Origin of the sequence: Qipengyuania flava, assembly GCF_019448255.1 — a bacterium.
Lineage (GTDB): Bacteria > Pseudomonadota > Alphaproteobacteria > Sphingomonadales > Sphingomonadaceae > Qipengyuania > Qipengyuania flava_A.
Window position 1 is genome coordinate 2,063,129 of record NZ_CP080410.1, and the last position, 15,113, is coordinate 2,078,241.

General features: G+C 63.0%; 21 protein-coding genes. All 21 read right to left on the reverse strand.

Annotated elements, in window-relative coordinates; translation table 11 throughout:
- Positions 1 to 4: 4 nt before the first annotated feature.
- The gene (locus KUV82_RS10150) at positions 5 to 595 is read right to left on the reverse strand and encodes a hypothetical protein (protein WP_219954169.1); all 591 of its coding nucleotides are present in this window, start codon (positions 593 to 595) and stop codon (positions 5 to 7) included.
- Positions 596 to 728: 133 nt separating this feature from the next.
- On the reverse strand, positions 729 to 2,093 hold the full coding sequence (locus tag KUV82_RS10155; protein WP_219954170.1) for a serine hydrolase domain-containing protein: 1,365 nt from the start codon (positions 2,091 to 2,093) through the stop codon (positions 729 to 731).
- 94 nt (positions 2,094 to 2,187) lie between these two features.
- Positions 2,188 to 2,607, reverse strand: coding sequence for a 50S ribosomal protein L17 (gene rplQ, locus KUV82_RS10160; protein WP_219954171.1), 420 nt, complete (start codon positions 2,605 to 2,607; stop codon positions 2,188 to 2,190).
- A gap of 96 nt (positions 2,608 to 2,703) precedes the next feature.
- Positions 2,704 to 3,759, reverse strand: a complete 1,056-nt coding sequence (locus KUV82_RS10165) for a DNA-directed RNA polymerase subunit alpha (RefSeq protein WP_219954172.1) — start codon at positions 3,757 to 3,759, stop codon at positions 2,704 to 2,706.
- 107 nt (positions 3,760 to 3,866) lie between these two features.
- Positions 3,867 to 4,256, reverse strand: a complete 390-nt coding sequence (gene rpsK / locus KUV82_RS10170) for a 30S ribosomal protein S11 (RefSeq protein ID WP_006831904.1) — start codon at positions 4,254 to 4,256, stop codon at positions 3,867 to 3,869.
- A 55-nt stretch (positions 4,257 to 4,311) separates the two neighbouring features.
- Entirely contained in the window at positions 4,312 to 4,680 is a 369-nt protein-coding gene (gene rpsM, locus KUV82_RS10175; RefSeq protein ID WP_067464710.1) for a 30S ribosomal protein S13, read from the reverse strand.
- Between the two features lie 284 nt (positions 4,681 to 4,964).
- Entirely contained in the window at positions 4,965 to 6,326 is a 1,362-nt protein-coding gene (gdhA, locus tag KUV82_RS10180; RefSeq protein WP_219954173.1) for an NADP-specific glutamate dehydrogenase, read from the reverse strand.
- A 65-nt stretch (positions 6,327 to 6,391) separates the two neighbouring features.
- Entirely contained in the window at positions 6,392 to 7,048 is a 657-nt protein-coding gene (locus KUV82_RS10185) for an SRPBCC family protein (protein WP_219954174.1), read from the reverse strand.
- A gap of 72 nt (positions 7,049 to 7,120) precedes the next feature.
- Positions 7,121 to 7,768 carry an adenylate kinase gene (locus tag KUV82_RS10190; RefSeq protein WP_219954175.1) on the reverse strand — a complete coding sequence of 216 codons (648 nt, stop codon included), beginning with the start codon at positions 7,766 to 7,768 and terminating at the stop codon, positions 7,121 to 7,123.
- Between the two features lie 32 nt (positions 7,769 to 7,800).
- The gene (secY, locus tag KUV82_RS10195; RefSeq protein ID WP_219954176.1) at positions 7,801 to 9,165 is read right to left on the reverse strand and encodes a preprotein translocase subunit SecY; all 1,365 of its coding nucleotides are present in this window, start codon (positions 9,163 to 9,165) and stop codon (positions 7,801 to 7,803) included.
- Between the two features lie 106 nt (positions 9,166 to 9,271).
- Positions 9,272 to 9,796, reverse strand: coding sequence for a 50S ribosomal protein L15 (gene rplO, locus KUV82_RS10200; RefSeq protein ID WP_219954177.1), 525 nt, complete (start codon positions 9,794 to 9,796; stop codon positions 9,272 to 9,274).
- Between the two features lie 122 nt (positions 9,797 to 9,918).
- A complete protein-coding gene (locus tag KUV82_RS10205) occupies positions 9,919 to 11,184 on the reverse strand; it encodes a glycosyltransferase family 4 protein (RefSeq protein ID WP_219954178.1) in 1,266 nt (421 codons plus the stop codon).
- Between the two features lie 86 nt (positions 11,185 to 11,270).
- Complete coding sequence (rpmD, locus tag KUV82_RS10210) at positions 11,271 to 11,456, reverse strand: 50S ribosomal protein L30 (protein WP_219954179.1); 186 nt, start codon at positions 11,454 to 11,456, stop codon at positions 11,271 to 11,273.
- A 5-nt stretch (positions 11,457 to 11,461) separates the two neighbouring features.
- Complete coding sequence (gene rpsE / locus KUV82_RS10215) at positions 11,462 to 12,229, reverse strand: 30S ribosomal protein S5 (protein ID WP_258319721.1); 768 nt, start codon at positions 12,227 to 12,229, stop codon at positions 11,462 to 11,464.
- A complete protein-coding gene (gene rplR, locus KUV82_RS10220) occupies positions 12,229 to 12,573 on the reverse strand; it encodes a 50S ribosomal protein L18 (protein WP_219954180.1) in 345 nt (114 codons plus the stop codon). The genes rpsE and rplR overlap by 1 nt, the downstream gene beginning before the upstream one ends.
- Before the next feature lies 1 nt (position 12,574).
- The gene (gene rplF / locus KUV82_RS10225) at positions 12,575 to 13,108 is read right to left on the reverse strand and encodes a 50S ribosomal protein L6 (RefSeq protein WP_219954181.1); all 534 of its coding nucleotides are present in this window, start codon (positions 13,106 to 13,108) and stop codon (positions 12,575 to 12,577) included.
- Positions 13,108 to 13,503, reverse strand: coding sequence for a 30S ribosomal protein S8 (gene rpsH, locus KUV82_RS10230; RefSeq protein ID WP_219954182.1), 396 nt, complete (start codon positions 13,501 to 13,503; stop codon positions 13,108 to 13,110). Before rpsH ends, rplF begins: the two co-directional genes overlap by 1 nt.
- Before the next feature lie 11 nt (positions 13,504 to 13,514).
- Positions 13,515 to 13,820 (reverse strand): 30S ribosomal protein S14, encoded by a 306-nt coding sequence (gene rpsN / locus KUV82_RS10235; protein ID WP_219954183.1) that lies wholly within the window; start codon positions 13,818 to 13,820, stop codon positions 13,515 to 13,517.
- A gap of 26 nt (positions 13,821 to 13,846) precedes the next feature.
- A complete protein-coding gene (gene rplE / locus KUV82_RS10240; protein WP_219954184.1) occupies positions 13,847 to 14,425 on the reverse strand; it encodes a 50S ribosomal protein L5 in 579 nt (192 codons plus the stop codon).
- Entirely contained in the window at positions 14,418 to 14,738 is a 321-nt protein-coding gene (gene rplX / locus KUV82_RS10245) for a 50S ribosomal protein L24 (RefSeq protein ID WP_067464752.1), read from the reverse strand. The genes rplE and rplX overlap by 8 nt, the downstream gene beginning before the upstream one ends.
- On the reverse strand, positions 14,738 to 15,106 hold the full coding sequence (gene rplN / locus KUV82_RS10250) for a 50S ribosomal protein L14 (RefSeq protein WP_067464754.1): 369 nt from the start codon (positions 15,104 to 15,106) through the stop codon (positions 14,738 to 14,740). The genes rplX and rplN overlap by 1 nt, the downstream gene beginning before the upstream one ends.
- Positions 15,107 to 15,113: the final 7 nt, after the last annotated feature.

Below are 15,113 nucleotides of genomic sequence, written 5' to 3' on the forward strand. Positions count from 1 at the left end.
TGGATCAGAGCCCGCGGATGCCGCGGAAGTCGACACCGGCCACGCGGCCGCGCTCGATGTAGCAGGTGAACTTGCCGCGATCCTGGTCGCCATAGCCGCGGTAGTTGCGGTCGTAGCGGCGATCATAGCGATCGTAGCGGCTGCGGTGGTATCCGCGCTGGCCATCGACCACGATGCGGCCCTTCACCCTCCAGCCGTAGCGGGTGTCATCGACATCGCGAATGTCGGTGACCTGGGCGTAGCGGTAGCCGTAGCGGCGCGCATCGCGCTGGGCGGCGCGCACGCAGCGTTCCACGGCGCGGCGCGGGTTGCCCCGGCGGGCGTAGGCATGGCTGCGGTATTCCCCGCCATTGCGGTAATAGCGTCCGTCGCGGTAGTAACGGCCGCCGCGATAGTAATCGCGATCCTTGCTAGCGGCGCTGGCGACAGCGGCGATACCGCCGATGATAACGGCACCGGCAATGACGTCGCCGACGGAAATGCCGTCGCGGTCACGGTCAGCGGCTTGTGCGGGGGTGGCTCCGGCCAGCGCCATCGCGCCGACAGCAGCCGTTGCGATCCCACCTTTCGCGAACGTCTTGGTAAGTTGGTTCATCTCGAGGTCCTCCTCTGAAGGGCCGTGGCGGGATTGCCTCGGCTATGAGAAGGGTTCTAGATGATTCGCTGTGAGGTCAGGCTGAACTCGTACTACAGCCGATGTTCAGATTAGTCTGCACTTTTCTGAACAATTATTTCTCAAGCGTTTCAAGCACATCGCGTGTGAACCCGGCAATATCGAAGCGGTGGCCCGCCGGATCCTCACCCCTGCGCACAATCACGACGTTCATGCTCGGGACGATTATTATGAACTGCCCGCGATTGCCCATGGCGGCGTAAGTATCGGACGGTACTCCGTCGGTCTTGTTGAACAGCCAGAAGCCTGCGCCGTAGCCGAAGGGCCCATCGGGCTGCGGTCCGGACGGCGTCGCCACATGCTCCGCCCACCCTTCCGGCAGCACCCGGGTGCCATCGGGCAGGACGCCGTCATCGAGATAGAGCTGGCCCAGTTTCAACAGGTCGGGTGCGGTGGCCCAGACCTGGCTGGAGAGGATGTAATTGCCCTGCCAGTCGGTCTCGGCGACCGTGTGGTTCATGCCCACAGCTTGCAGGAAATCGGCCGGCGGGTGCTCGGCAAAGGTCTGCTCGATCGCCTGCACGGCAGCCAGCGTATCGTTGTTGGCATAGCGGTAGACCGTCCCCGGCGCGCTGACGAGCGGCCAGTCGATCGCAACCTCGTCCACCGTGGCGCCGCCGAAATAGAGCGGGTCGGTGCGGTTACCCGGCGTGTCCGAATAGCGCCCGGATGCCATGCGCAAAGCGTGGTCGATGGTGATTGCGCGGCGCGGGTCTTCTGCAGATTCTCCCAGCCCTGCCGATTGCGAGACGTCGGCCTCGCCGCGATGCACGGCCGCGCCGACCAGCGTTGCGGCCAAGCTCTTGGCGACCGACCAAGTCCGCTGCGGCGTCGCCGGGCTGTATTCGCCGGTATAGCGCGAGAGACGTAGGGCACCGTCCTGACTGACGATGACAGCGGTTGTGCGCGTCCTGTCGCCATATCCCGCCTCGAAAGCCCGTTCGATCACGGCCGCGAGTTTGCGGTTCTGCGGAACCCGGCCGTGCCACATGTAGATGCTGTCGGAGAAGGCGACATACTCGCGTTCGGGAGGCTCGGTGGTGCCGATGGGTGCAATGGCGCAGCCACCTTCCTGCCGATGCCAGGCCATGCGCGGCGGCATGTCGTCGGCCCACTCCACCGAGACATGCGAGACGGCGCCCTCGCCGTTGGCAAAACGATAGACCGTATGCTCAAGCGTCGGGACAATCTCATCGAGCGGCGCCTGGATGCCCGAGAGCTCCCAATCGAGCACGCTCTGCTCGGTCCGCTTGGTTCCAGCCCGCTCGGTGTTTGCGAGCGCACTGCAAAGGAACATCGCCTTGTAGCCTGCGGCCAACGCGCGGTCGTAGCGGGCCGTGATCTCGTCTTGGGTAGTACTCTGCGCAGCGAGCGGAGCGGTTGCGAGCATGGCGACGGCGGCAAGTGTGTGTCGGATCATGCGCGCCTTGTGGCACGCCTTTTCCGCCATGCAAAACAAAAGGGCCGGAAGGTCTCCCTCCCGGCCCCGCTTGTCTGTTGGATTGGCGTGAAGCTTACGCTTCTTCCATGTCCTCTTCGTTGAGGACCGGGCCCGAATCCTGGCCCTTGGCGTCTTCGTCACGGTCGACGAGTTCGATGACAGCCATCTGTGCGGCGTCGCTGCCACGGTAGCCGGCCTTGATCACGCGGGTGTAGCCGCCTTCACGGTCGGCGTAACGCTCGGCGAGGACGTCGAACAGCTTCTTGAGCTGGGTTTCGTCCTGCAGGCGGCTCATGGCGAGGCGACGGTTCGACAGGCCGCCACGCTTTGCGAGCGTGATCAGCTTTTCGATGTAGGGGCGCATTTCCTTCGCCTTGGGCAGCGTGGTCATGATCTGCTCGTGCTTGATCAGCGCGGCAGCCATGTTGCGGAACATCGCGTTGCGGTGGCCGGTCTTGCGCTGAAGCTTACGGCCGGAAATCTTGTGACGCATTATACTTCTTCCTTCGTTCGAAAAGGGCCCGTTTCAGGTAGCCCAGTGCTGGCGGCGCTTCCCCGAGATTGGGAGGTGCGCCGCCGGTACCTGTGATTAGCCGAGAAGTTCCTGTTCGAGCTTCTTGGCCATTTCTTCGATGTTCTCCGGCGGCCAGCCGGGGATGTCCATGCCGAGGCGCAGACCCATCGACGAGAGCACTTCCTTGATCTCGTTGAGGCTCTTGCGGCCGAAGTTCGGCGTGCGGAGCATCTCGGCCTCGGTCTTCTGGACCAGGTCGCCGATGTAGATGATGTTGTCGTTCTTGAGGCAGTTCGCCGAACGGACCGACAGTTCCAGCTCGTCGACCTTCTTGAGAAGGTAGCGGTTGAGCTGGTTGGTGTCGCTTTCCTGCGGCTCGGCGGCCTGGCCAATCATGGCCGAGGTCGGCTGCGGGATGCCGTCTTCGAAGTGGACGAACAGCGTCAGTTGGTCCTGGAGGATGCGGGCCGAGTAAGCCACGGCGTCTTCCGGGGTGACGGTGCCATCGGTTTCGACGGTCAGCGAAAGCTTGTCGTAGTCCAGTTCCTGGCCAACGCGGGCGTTCTCGACCTTGTAGCTCACCTGGCGAACCGGCGAGTACAGGCTGTCGACCGGGATGAGGCCAATCGGCGCATCGGCCGGACGGTTCATGACGGCCGGGCGGTAGCCTTTACCGGTGTCGGCGGTCAGCTCCATGTTGAGCGTGGCGCCTTCGTCGAGGTGGCAGATCACGAGGTCCTTGTTCATGACCTCGATGTCGCCCGAAACAGCGATATCGCCAGCCTTCACTTCGCCCGGGCCGGTGGCCGAGAGCTGGAGGCGCTTCATGCCTTCGCCTTCCATCTTCAGCGCGATCTGCTTCACGTTGAGGACGATGTCGGTGACGTCTTCGCGCACACCGGCGAGGCTGCTGAATTCGTGCAGCACGTTCTCGATCTTGATCGAGGTGATCGCAGCACCCTGAAGCGAGCTCAGGAGCACGCGGCGCAGGGCGTTGCCGAGCGTCAGGCCAAAGCCACGCTCGAGCGGTTCGGCCACAAAGGTCGCCTTGCGGGTCTTGTCGCCGGATTCCTTGATATCAAGGACATTGGGTTTCTTGAGTTCCTGCCAGTTCTTGATGTTGACGGACATTGAAATCCCCTGGTTCGGATGCGGGCAGGACCGGCGCTCTTCGTTAGAGCGTCCGGTCCGTGAGAGGGTGTCGGCGGCCCGCTAGCGAGCCGCCAGGCAGGTACGGATCAGACGCGGCGACGCTTGGAAGGACGGACCCCGTTGTGCGGGATCGGCGTCACGTCGCGGATCGAGGTGATCGTGAAACCGACTGCGGCGAGACCGCGCAGCGCGCTTTCACGGCCCGAGCCCGGGCCCTTCACTTCGACTTCAAGGGTGCGCACGCCGTGTTCGGCGGCCTTGCGGCCGGCGTCGTCGGCGGCAACCTGAGCCGCGTAGGGAGTCGACTTGCGGCTGCCCTTGAAGCCCATCATGCCGGCGCTGGACCAGCTGATTGCATTGCCCTGTGCGTCGGTGATGGTGATCATCGTGTTGTTGAAGCTGGCGTTGATGTGCGCAACGCCGCTCGAAATGTTCTTCTTGTCGCGGCGCCTTACGCGGCCGGGTTCGCGTGCCATGGTGTGTGTTCCTCTATATTCTCAAGAAGGGAAAAGCTCTCGGACTAGCCGAGGCTTACTTCTTCTTGCCGGCGATCGGCTTGGCCTTACCCTTGCGGGTACGGGCGTTGGTGTGAGTGCGCTGGCCGCGAACGGGCAGGCCGGCACGGTGACGCAGGCCGCGGTAGGACTTGAGGTCCATGAGCCGCTTGATGTTCATCGCGGTTTCACGACGAAGGTCGCCTTCCACGGTGAAATCCGCGTCGATCGTTTCGCGAATACGCAGGACTTCCTCGTCGGACAGGTCCTGCACGCGGCGCGCGTGATCGATGCCGAGCTTGTCGGCGATTTCAACGGCCTTCGTGCGGCCGATACCGTGAATATAGGTAAGCGCAATGATAACGCGCTTGTTGGTGGGGATGTTTACCCCGGCAATACGAGCCACTTACTTCTCCATGCTCCACAGGGGCCGGCGATCCGGCGCTCCCTATCTCATCGCTCAATTCACCGACATCGCTGGGACGCTAGCTAACGCAAAAAGCCCGGATGGCGTACAAATGGCTGCCGCCTGCCGGACTCACCGCAATGTCGAATGAAGGGGCCGCTTAGGAGGATTCGCTTTCCGCGTCAACATCCCAGCGCGCGCGCAACGTCGAGGCAGCCCATATGGGCCGCTCGATCACTGTTTCAAGAGGTATAGACCAGCGCGGTGGCGAGGTCAAAGCCCGCCTACATCACCCCGAAGGCGAGCATGGCGTCGGCGACCTTCTTGAAGCCGGCGATATTGGCCCCCTTCACGTAGTCCACGTAGTCGCCATCCTTCTGGCCGTACTCGACGCACTTCTCATGAATGCCTTCCATGAGGTCCGTCAGCATGTCGCCGAGACGCTCCTGGTTCCAGCTGATCCGCTCCGAGTTCTGGCTCATCTCGAGACCGGATACAGCGACACCGCCCGCATTCGCAGCCTTGCCCGGGCCGTACATGATCTTCGCGTCGTGAAAGACCTTAACGCCGTCGAGGGTCGTGGGCATGTTGGCGCCTTCGCTGACCGCGATCACGCCGTTCTCGACCAGCGCCTTTGCCTCTTCCTCATTGAGCTCGTTCTGCGTCGCGCACGGAAGCGCCAGGTCGCATTCGACATTCCAGGGGCGCTTGCCTTCATGGAAGGAGGCGTTCGTAAAGTGGTCTGCGTATTCGCTGATCCGGCCGCGTTGCTCGTTCTTGAGTCGCTTCACCCAGTCGATCTTTTCCTGGTCGAAGCCGTCGGGGTCGTGGACGAAGCCGCCGCTATCCGACAACGTCAGCACCTTGCCGCCCAGCTTCACGATCTGCTCGGCTGCGTGAGTCGCGACATTGCCGGACCCGCTGATCACGGCGGTCTTGCCTTCGACATCGTTGCCCGAGTGCTTGAGCATGTTCTGGAGGAAGTAGACCGCGCCGTAGCCGGTCGCCTCCGGGCGCATCTTGGACCCACCGTATTCGGTGCCCTTGCCCGTCAGCACGCCTTCCCAGCGGTTGGTAATGCGCTTGTACTGGCCGAACATGTAGCCGATCTCACGCGCGCCGACGCCGATATCGCCGGCCGGGACATCTGTATCAGGGCCGATGTGCCGCTGGAGTTCGGTCATGAAGGACTGGCAGAAGCGCATGACTTCGCTGTCGCTCTTGCCCTTGGGGTTGAAGTTCGCCCCGCCCTTGCCGCCGCCCATCGGCAGGCCGGTCAGCGAATTCTTGAAGGTCTGCTCGAAGGCGAGGAACTTGAGGACGCTCTCGTTCACGCTCGGGTGGAACCGGATACCGCCCTTGTAGGGACCGATGGCGTTGTTGTTCTGGACCCGCCATCCGCGTTGCACGCGAATGCAGTGGTTGTCGTCTTCCCAGCATACACGGAAGGAGACGACCCGATCCGGCTCCGCGATGCGCCGGAGGATCTGCGCTTCGTGGTATTCCTCTTTGTCCTCGATGAAATCGAAGATGTCCTGCGCTACCTCATGGACGGCCTGGATGAACTCATCCTGCCCCGGATTGCGCTTCTTCACGCCCTCCATGAAAGTCGGGAGATCGACGTGCCGGTCGTAGACGGATGCCATAGGTGTCCTTTCTTGCGCCAGCGCAAGCAGGGGCAGCTTGGAAAGCGGACTCCCGTCAGCGGACGCTATTCTTCCGTTTGCAAAGCATCAATCTGCGCTTCGATGCTTGGTTCCTCCCCCTCGGAGGCACCATCTTCCTCTTCAACTTCTGGTTCCATCTCCTCGCTGGGAGCAAGCGGTCCAAGAAGATCCCGTAAGCCGGCCAGTTGCTGGCTCATGACCCCATCCACCGCCTGGGCGATGATATCCGTTTCGTAGCGCATGTAGCCGCCTACGACATATTCCCAGCGCACTCGTGTGCCGCCGTCAATTTCCTCAAGAGTGATAGTGAGGACGCCGGTCGCGGGCTCGCTCTGCAGCGGGCCGAGCCCGCCCCGCATGCGCAGGTTGCGCAGGGGATAGGCCTGGATCACTTCCATGTGCTGGACGCTGCCATCGAGCGAGAAGCCGTCTTCACGGTCCTCGCCGGGCACGCGCTCGCAAAAGCAGCCACCGGCCTGCGGTGTAAGCGTCATGTTGGACGCATCAGCCGACCATGTGTGGGAATCGTTCCACCAGTCGCCAGGCTTGATCAGCGCCAGCCACGTTTGGAGAGGGGTTGCGGCAACTTCGGCAACATCGCGGGTTACAAAACCGTTCGCGTTCGTTTCGGCAACTTCGGCCGATAGCGGCGCGCCGGCGACAAGCGCGCCGGCGGCAAGAACGGTGGCGGTGAAACGCATGGAACCTCTCTTCCTGGAACTGGAAGCAGAGGGTCTAGGACAAGCGGAGCGGCTTTGGAAGCCGCCCCTCGCTCAGCCTTTCAGGATCGCGTCGATCGCGTGGGTGACCTCGTCGATCCCACCCATGCCGTCGACACGGCTCACGATGCCGCGCTCTTCATAGCCCGGCAGGATCGGAGCGGTCTCGCTGCGGTACACGTTCATGCGGTGCCTTACGGTTTCTTCCGTATCGTCGGCGCGGCGCTTGAATTCGGTCGAGCCGCATTCGTCGCACACGCCTTCGGTCTTCGGCTGCTTGAACATATCGTGGTAGCCGGCGCCGCAGTTGGCGCAGGTGAAGCGGCCGGTGATGCGTTCGACCAGAGCTTCTTCGTTCACTTCCAGCTCGATCACGTGATCGAGGCTGCGGCCATGCTTGGCGAGGATTTCATCAAGCTGGTCGGCCTGCGCAGCGGTACGCGGGTAGCCGTCGAAAATCGCGCCCACGTCCGGACCCATCTCGGTCAGCTTCGCATCGATCATGGCCGAAACGATATCGTCGGAAACGAGGCTTCCCGAATCCATGATGTCGGCAACCTTGCGGCCCAGCTCGGTATCGGCCTTGCGGGTTTCGCGCAGCATGTCGCCCGTCGAAAGCTGGAGCATGCCGTGATGCTCGACCAGACGCTGTGCCTGCGTCCCCTTACCGGCGCCCGGAGGGCCCAGGAGGATAATATCCATTGCGTAAAGTCCCCTTCGCCCCTGCTTGTGCCTTAACGCAGGCGGCCCTTCAACTTCGCCTTTTTGATGAGATCACCATACTGGTGCGCCAGCAGGTGCGACTGGATCTGGCTGATCGTATCGACCGTCACGTTGACGACGATGAGCAGGCTGGTGCCGCCCAGGAACAGCGGAACCCCGGTCTGCGCGATCATGTATTCGGGCAGCACGCAGACGATGGTCAGGTAGATTGCCCCGATCACCGTGATACGCGTCAGCACGTAGTCGAGATATTCTTCGGTGCGCTTGCCCGGGCGGATGCCGGGAATAAAGCCGCCGTTCTTCTTCAGATTTTCCGCAGTCTCTTCCGGATTGAAGACGATCGCGGTGTAGAAGAAGCAGAAGAAGATGATGCCGAGGCCATAGAGCGTCATGTAGAGCGGCTGGCCGTGCTGGAGGTATTGCAGCGTGGTCTGCAGCGCCCCGCCCGCAGCGGTATCGGTATCGACCGAATTGCCCGCGAACTGGGTGATCGTCAGCGGCAGCAGCAGCAGCGAGCTGGCGAAGATCGGCGGAATGACGCCGGCCGTGTTCAGCTTCAGGGGCAGGTGCGAGCGGTCGGCCTGCATCATGCCCTTCTGCGTCGCACGCTTGGGATACTGGATCAGCAGGCGGCGCTGGGCGCGCTCCATGAAGCAGATCACGAGGATCAGGATCACCACCATGGCGATCAGGCCGACGATGATGCCGGTAGCGATCGAGCCTTCCGAATAGCCCGAGCCGAGGTTCGAGACGAAAGTCGGGAACTGGGCGACGATGCCCGCCATGATGATCAGCGACACGCCGTTGCCGATGCCGCGACTGGTTATCTGCTCACCCAGCCACAGAAGGAACATGGTGCCGCCGACAAGGCTGATGACCGCGCCCACGCGGAACATGACGCCTGGCTCGACCACGGCCTGCATACCGCTCTGCGCGCCGAAGCTTTCGAGGCCCGAGGCAAGGAACCAGCCCTGGATCGCGCACAGGAAGACCGTACCGTAGCGGGTGTACTGATTGAGCTTCTGGCGCCCGACAGTGCCCTCTTTCTTGAGAGCTGCGAGCGAGGGATGCAGGGCTGCGGCCAACTGCACCACAATCGAAGCGGTAATGTAGGGCATGACGCCGAGCGCGATGAGACTCATGCGCTCAAGGCTGCCGCCCGAGAAGGTGTTGAACAGGTCGAGGATGCCGCCCCGCGTCTGGTCGTAGAGATCGCTCAGGATCAGCGGGTTCACACCGGGAAGCGGAACAAAGCTGAGGAAGCGGAAGACCACCAGGGCCCCGATCGTGAACCAGATGCGGTTCTTCAGCTCGGTGGCCTTGGAAAAATTGGCGAGGCTCATGTTGCTCGCGATATTGTCGGCGCGTGATGCCATGGGAATCTGTTCAATCCTGAATTGGCGCCGGTCCCTCCCGGCACAGGAAGGCTAGATAGGAAGCGGGGAGCGGAATGTCGAACCCCGCCCCCCGAATTTTTCCCGCTTACTTAGCCTTCTTAGCCTTGTTGGCTTCGGTCCGGGCGGCCTTTTTCTCGGCTTCCGGCTTGTCGGCCGGGATCACTTCGACCTTGCCGCCAGCCTTTTCGACTGCCTCGATGGCGCCCTTGGACGCACCGGCAACCTTGAAGGTGACCTTGGCCTTGATCTCGCCCTTGCCGAGGAGACGCACGCCATCCTTGCCGCCACGCGCAAGGCCGGCAGCCTGCAGCGCTTCGTGGTCGAGCACGGCCTTGGCGTCGAGCTTCTTGGCGTCGATGAACTTCTGGACCATGCCGATGTTCACTTCGGCGTAGTCCTTGCCGAACGGATTGTTGAAGCCGCGCTTCGGCAGGCGCATGTGCAGCGGCATCTGGCCGCCTTCGAAGCCCTTGATGGCAACGCCCGAACGGCTCTTCTGACCCTTCTGGCCGCGGCCGCCGGTCTTGCCCTTGCCCGAGCCGATGCCACGGCCGATGCGCATGCGCTCTTTACGGGCGCCGGAGTTGTCGCGGATATCATTCAGTTTCATAGTGCACTCGCTTTCGCTTTCTAACGCCCCGAAACGGGGTTCGCGCTGTTGGGAAGCGGGCCCGATAGGCGGATTCGCCGCCTTTGTCGACCCCCAAGAGCGGCCTTGAGGGGGCCAGCCGTTTACCCCCGGCGACCGGGGCCGGCGCGGTAGGCCGTGGGATACGCCCCCTGCCCCCGTTTCGCAGACAGGACCCGCAGCGCATGATCCGCGATTGCAGCGCGAAAATCGGCCTCCGTCCAACGGTTTGCTTGCTCAGCGATGGCGGCCCGATCGAAGCCTTCGCCGTTTGCCCGCTCGATCAGAGCATCGAGCGCCACGCCCAGCGCGTCGACGTCGCCCGCCTCGACGGGTGTCGCGCTCGCCTCGTTAAGATCGAGATCAGGCAGCCCCGTCTGGCGGGTGCCGAGCACATGGCAGCCATGCGCCAGCGCCTCGAGATAGACGAGGCCAAACCCTTCGACCATGGAGGGCATCGCAAAGACATCGCTTTGCGCAAACAGCTCGGCCAGCGCCTCGCGCTCCTGGTAACCGAGCAGGCGGATCGACGGGTCGGTGATCATGGCTGCAATATCCGGATCGCAGGCGTAGCTCACGATGGTGAGCTCTGCATCCCCGCGCGGCGCCGATTGCCAGGCGCGGATGAGATGGTGCAACCCCTTGCGCTGGACGCCCTGCCCCACGAACAGGAAGCGGCAACCGCCTTCCCTTCGCTCCACCTGCTGAACGCGTTCCGTATTCGGCGTGCCATAGGGGATGACCGCAAGCTTTTCCGGATCGACGCCTTCCGCCTCCAGGGTGTCCGCTGTGACCTGCGACGCGCAGACGATTGCGTCCATCCGATCCCACGGGATCGGCGGGTGGAACGCCGGCTCGCGCGATTGCTCTTCCTCGAAGGATCGCCGGGCCTCGGGATAGGCCTCTGCGTCTTCCCTCAACGCGGGCAGGTACCGCTGCGGCAAGGGATGGAACACGAACGTGACCAGCGCCGCCCTCTCATCGACCTGCGCCGGAAGGTAGTGATGATAGCAGTAGAGATGCGCCTCCCGAGCCTGGGCAAGCTTTGCGGCTCGCTCGCCCAAGCGGCGGCCGACGAAGCGCCATACCGGGCCCATCGGGAAGCGCAGCGCAAGCGCCGCATATTGGACTGCAAAGGCAAGCCGATCCGCGACGGCGCGCTTGCGAGGAAGATTGGGGTGCTGCTTTCGGCGCAGAAAACCCGGCAATCGGGAGCTGGCCTTGTCGGGCGCATAGTAATCGGTGACGAGCGCTTCCAGCATGCCCGCTTCGTGCAGAGCCAGGGGTACCTGGTAGCTATCGCGATCCCGGTTGAAGACGCAGACGAAGGTCTCGCTGGCTCTCTGCCCCGTTTCGTCAGCCTCGCTCATGGGCGAAGCGATAGGCGAGCGCCGCGCATACGAAAAGCCCCGGCACAAAGGCCGGGGCTTTCCTTATCGCTTGCGGCGAAGCGGTCTTAGTCGACCACGGTCACCAGATGCGGGATCTTGGCGATCGCGCCGCGCACCTCGGGGGTGTCCTGGCGCTCAACGACCTTGTGCATCTTGTTCAGGCCCAGACCGATGAGGATCTGGCGCTGGCTTTCCGGGCGACGGATCGGCGAACCGATCTGCTTGATCTTGACGGTTTTCGCTTTGGCCATCGATCTTACTCCGCGATTGCGGCGGCGTCGGCTTCAGCCTCGGCCTCCGATGCGCCACCGCGACCGAGAAGGTCGGCGACCTTCTTGCCGCGACGCTGGGCAACCGACTTCGGCGAAGTCTGGTCGGTCAGCGCGTCAAAGGTGGCGCGGATCATGTTGTAGGGGTTCGAGGTGCCGACCGACTTGGTCACCACGTCGGCAACGCCGAGGCTCTCGAACACGGCACGCATCGGACCACCGGCGATGATGCCGGTACCCGGAGGCGCGGTGCGAACGGTGACCTTGCCGGCACCGAAGTGACCCTTGCCGTCGTGATGGAGGGTACGGCCCTCCTTCAGCGGAACGCGGATCATCTTCTTGCGCGCAGCGGCAGTCGCCTTGCTGATCGCCTCAGGCACTTCGCGGGCCTTGCCCTTGCCAAAGCCGACACGGCCCTGGCCGTCGCCGACAACCACGAGAGCAGCGAAACCGAAGCGCTTACCGCCCTTCACCGTCTTGCTGACGCGGTTGATGTGGACGAGCTTTTCGATGATGCCATCATCTTCTTCCTCGCGGCGACGGTCGTCACGGCGACCACGACCACGGCCACGGCCGCCATCACGGTTGCCACCACGGCCACGGCCCTGGCGAGGCTGGCCTTCGTCGCCCTGTGCGGGCGACTGGTTGGCCGCTGCTTCCGACGGCGTGTCGGCCACAGCCGGCTGCTCGTTGGTCACCGCAGGTGCGGTTTCAGCCGTCACGGCTTCTTCGGTCTTGTTTTCGTCAGCCATCATCAGAACTCCAGCCCGCCTTCGCGAGCGGCGTCGGCCAGCGCCTTGACGCGGCCATGGAACAGGAAGCCACCGCGATCGAACACGACGGTGGTCACGCCGGCCTTCTTGGCAGCAGCAGCGATGTCGCTACCGACCTTCTTGGCGGCTTCGACATTGGCGCCCGAGCCCTTCGCGCCCAGCGTCGAGGCAGCGGCAACGGTCTTGCCGGCAGCATCGTCGATGATCTGCGCGTAGATGTGCTGGCCGGTGCGGTGCACCGACAGGCGGGGCTTGCCACCCGACACGTTGCGGAGCGCGGTGCGGACACGGCGACGGCGGCGTTCAAAGAGAGAGAGCTTTGCCATCTTACTTCTTCTTCCCTTCCTTGCGGAAGATATACTCGCCGCGGTACTTGATACCCTTGCCCTTGTAGGGTTCGGGCTTGCGCCACTTGCGGACATTCGCCGCAAACTGGCCCACGGCCTGCTTGTCGATACCGCTGATCTCGACGGTGGTCTGGTCGGGCGTCTTCACCTCGAGGCCTTCCGGCACATCGAGGTCGACGTCGTGGCTGAAGCCGAGCTGAAGCTTGAGCTTCTTGCCCTGCGCCTGCGCACGGTAACCGACACCGTTGATCTCGAGGACCTTGGTAAAGCCTTCGGTCACGCCTTCGACCAGGTTCGACACGAGCGTGCGCTGCATACCCCAGTGGTTGCGGGCGGCGCGGGTGTCGTTGGCCGGCTTGACCGAAATCTCGCCGTCTTCGAGCTTGTACTCGATCAGATCCGACAGACCCATGGTGAGAGTGCCCTTGGGGCCCTTCACGCTGAGCGTGCCGTTTTCGATGTTGGCGGTGACGCCGCTAGGGATCGCCACCGGCTTCTTGCCGATGCGGCTCATCAGAACACCTCCGCCAGCACTTCGCCGCCGACGTTTTCGGTGCGCGCTTCGTTGTCCGAAAGCACGCCCTTCGGCGTCGAGACGATGGTGATGCCGAGGCCATTGCGCACAACCGGGAGTTCCTTCGAACCCGAGTAGACGCGGCGGCCAGGCTTGGAGACGCGAGCGACGTGCTTGATCGCAGGTTCGCCCTCGAAATACTTCAGTTCGATCCGCAGCTGCGGGTGCTTGCCCGAAGCGTCGTCGCTATAGCCACGGATGTAGCCTTCGCGCTGGAGCACTTCGAGGACGTTTGCACGCAGCTTCGACGCGGGCGAAAGGACGCTGTCCTTCTTCGCGCGCTGGCCGTTGCGGATGCGGGTGAGCATATCACCCAGGGGATCGGTCATAGCCATCTGTCTTTACCTCACCAGCTCGACTTGGTCAGGCCCGGAATCAGGCCCTTGTTGCCGAGGTCGCGCAGTTCGATGCGGTTGAGGCCGAACTTGCGGTAGTAGCCGCGGGGGCGGCCGGTGGTGGAGCAGCGGTTGCGCACCCGGGTCGGGTTCGCGTTGCGCGGCAGTTCCGCCATCTTGAGGCGAGCGATCAGACGCTCGGTCTCGTCGAGGCTTTCGTCGTTCGCGATAGCCTTCAGCTTCGCGTACTTGTCCGCATACTGCTTGACGAGCTTCTTGCGACGCTCGTTCTTGTTGATCGAACTCAGTTTCGCCATTGGACTTAAGTTCCTCTATTAGCGGCTCACGCCGCCTCCTTCTCTTCCGACTTTTCAGCCGGGAACGGGAAACCGAACAGCTTGAGAAGCTCGCGCGCCTCTTCGTCGGTCTTCGCCGTGGTGGTTACGATGATGTCCATCCCCCGGACCTTGTCGATCTGGTCGTACGAGATTTCGGGGAAGATGATCTGTTCCTTCAGGCCCATGGCGTAGTTGCCACGGCCGTCGAACGACTTCGGGTTGAGGCCACGGAAGTCGCGGATGCGCGGCATGGCCACGGTCACCAGACGATCCATGAACTCGTACATGCGGTCGCGGCGCAGGGTGACCTTGCAGCCGATCGGCATGCCTTCACGCAGTTTGAACTGCGCGATCGACTTCTTTGCCTTGGTGATAACGGGCTTCTGACCAGCGATCAGAGCCATTTCTTCCGCGGCCGTCTGGACCTTCTTCTTGTCCTGGCTGGCTTCGCCAACGCCCATGTTGAGCGTGATCTTTTCCAGCTTCGGGACTTCGAGACGGTTCTTGTAGCCGAACTTCTCGGTCATCGCCTTGACGATCTGCTCGTCGTAGCGCTGCTTCATGCGGGGCGTGTAATCAGCCATCGATGGTCTCCCCGGACTTAACGGCGACGCGCACCTTCTTGCCGTCCTTTTCTTCGAAACGGACGCGGGTGGGCTTGCCATCCTTCGGATCGGCCAGCGCAACCTTGCTGATGGACATCGGCGCTTCGAAGCGGTCGATGCCACCCTGCGGGTTCTGCTGGGTCGGCTTGCGGTGACGGGCAGCGACGTTCACGCCTTCGACGACGACCTTGCCGTCTTTCGGCATGACCTTCGCGACGGTGCCGGTCTTGCCCTTGTCCTTGCCGGACAGGACGACGACGCTGTCACCCTTCTTGATCTTAGCGGCGGCCATTACAGCACCTCCGGAGCAAGCGAGATGATCTTCATGAAGCCGCGGCCGCGCAGTTCGCGCACCACCGGGCCGAAGATACGGGTACCGATCGGCTCTTCGCTCTTGTTCACGAGCACCGCGGCGTTGCTGTCGAAGCGGATCACGCTGCCATCGGGGCGGCGAACGTCCTTCTTCGTGCGCACGATGACAGCGCGATGGACATCGCCCTTCTTCACCTTGGTGCGCGGCTGGGCTTCCTTGACGGAAACCACGATCACGTCGCCCACGGAGGCAGTCCGGCGCTTCGAGCCGCCCAGTACCTTGATGCACTGGACGCGCTTTGCGCCGCTGTTGTCCGCGACGTCGAGATTGGATTGCATCTGGATCATCGATCCG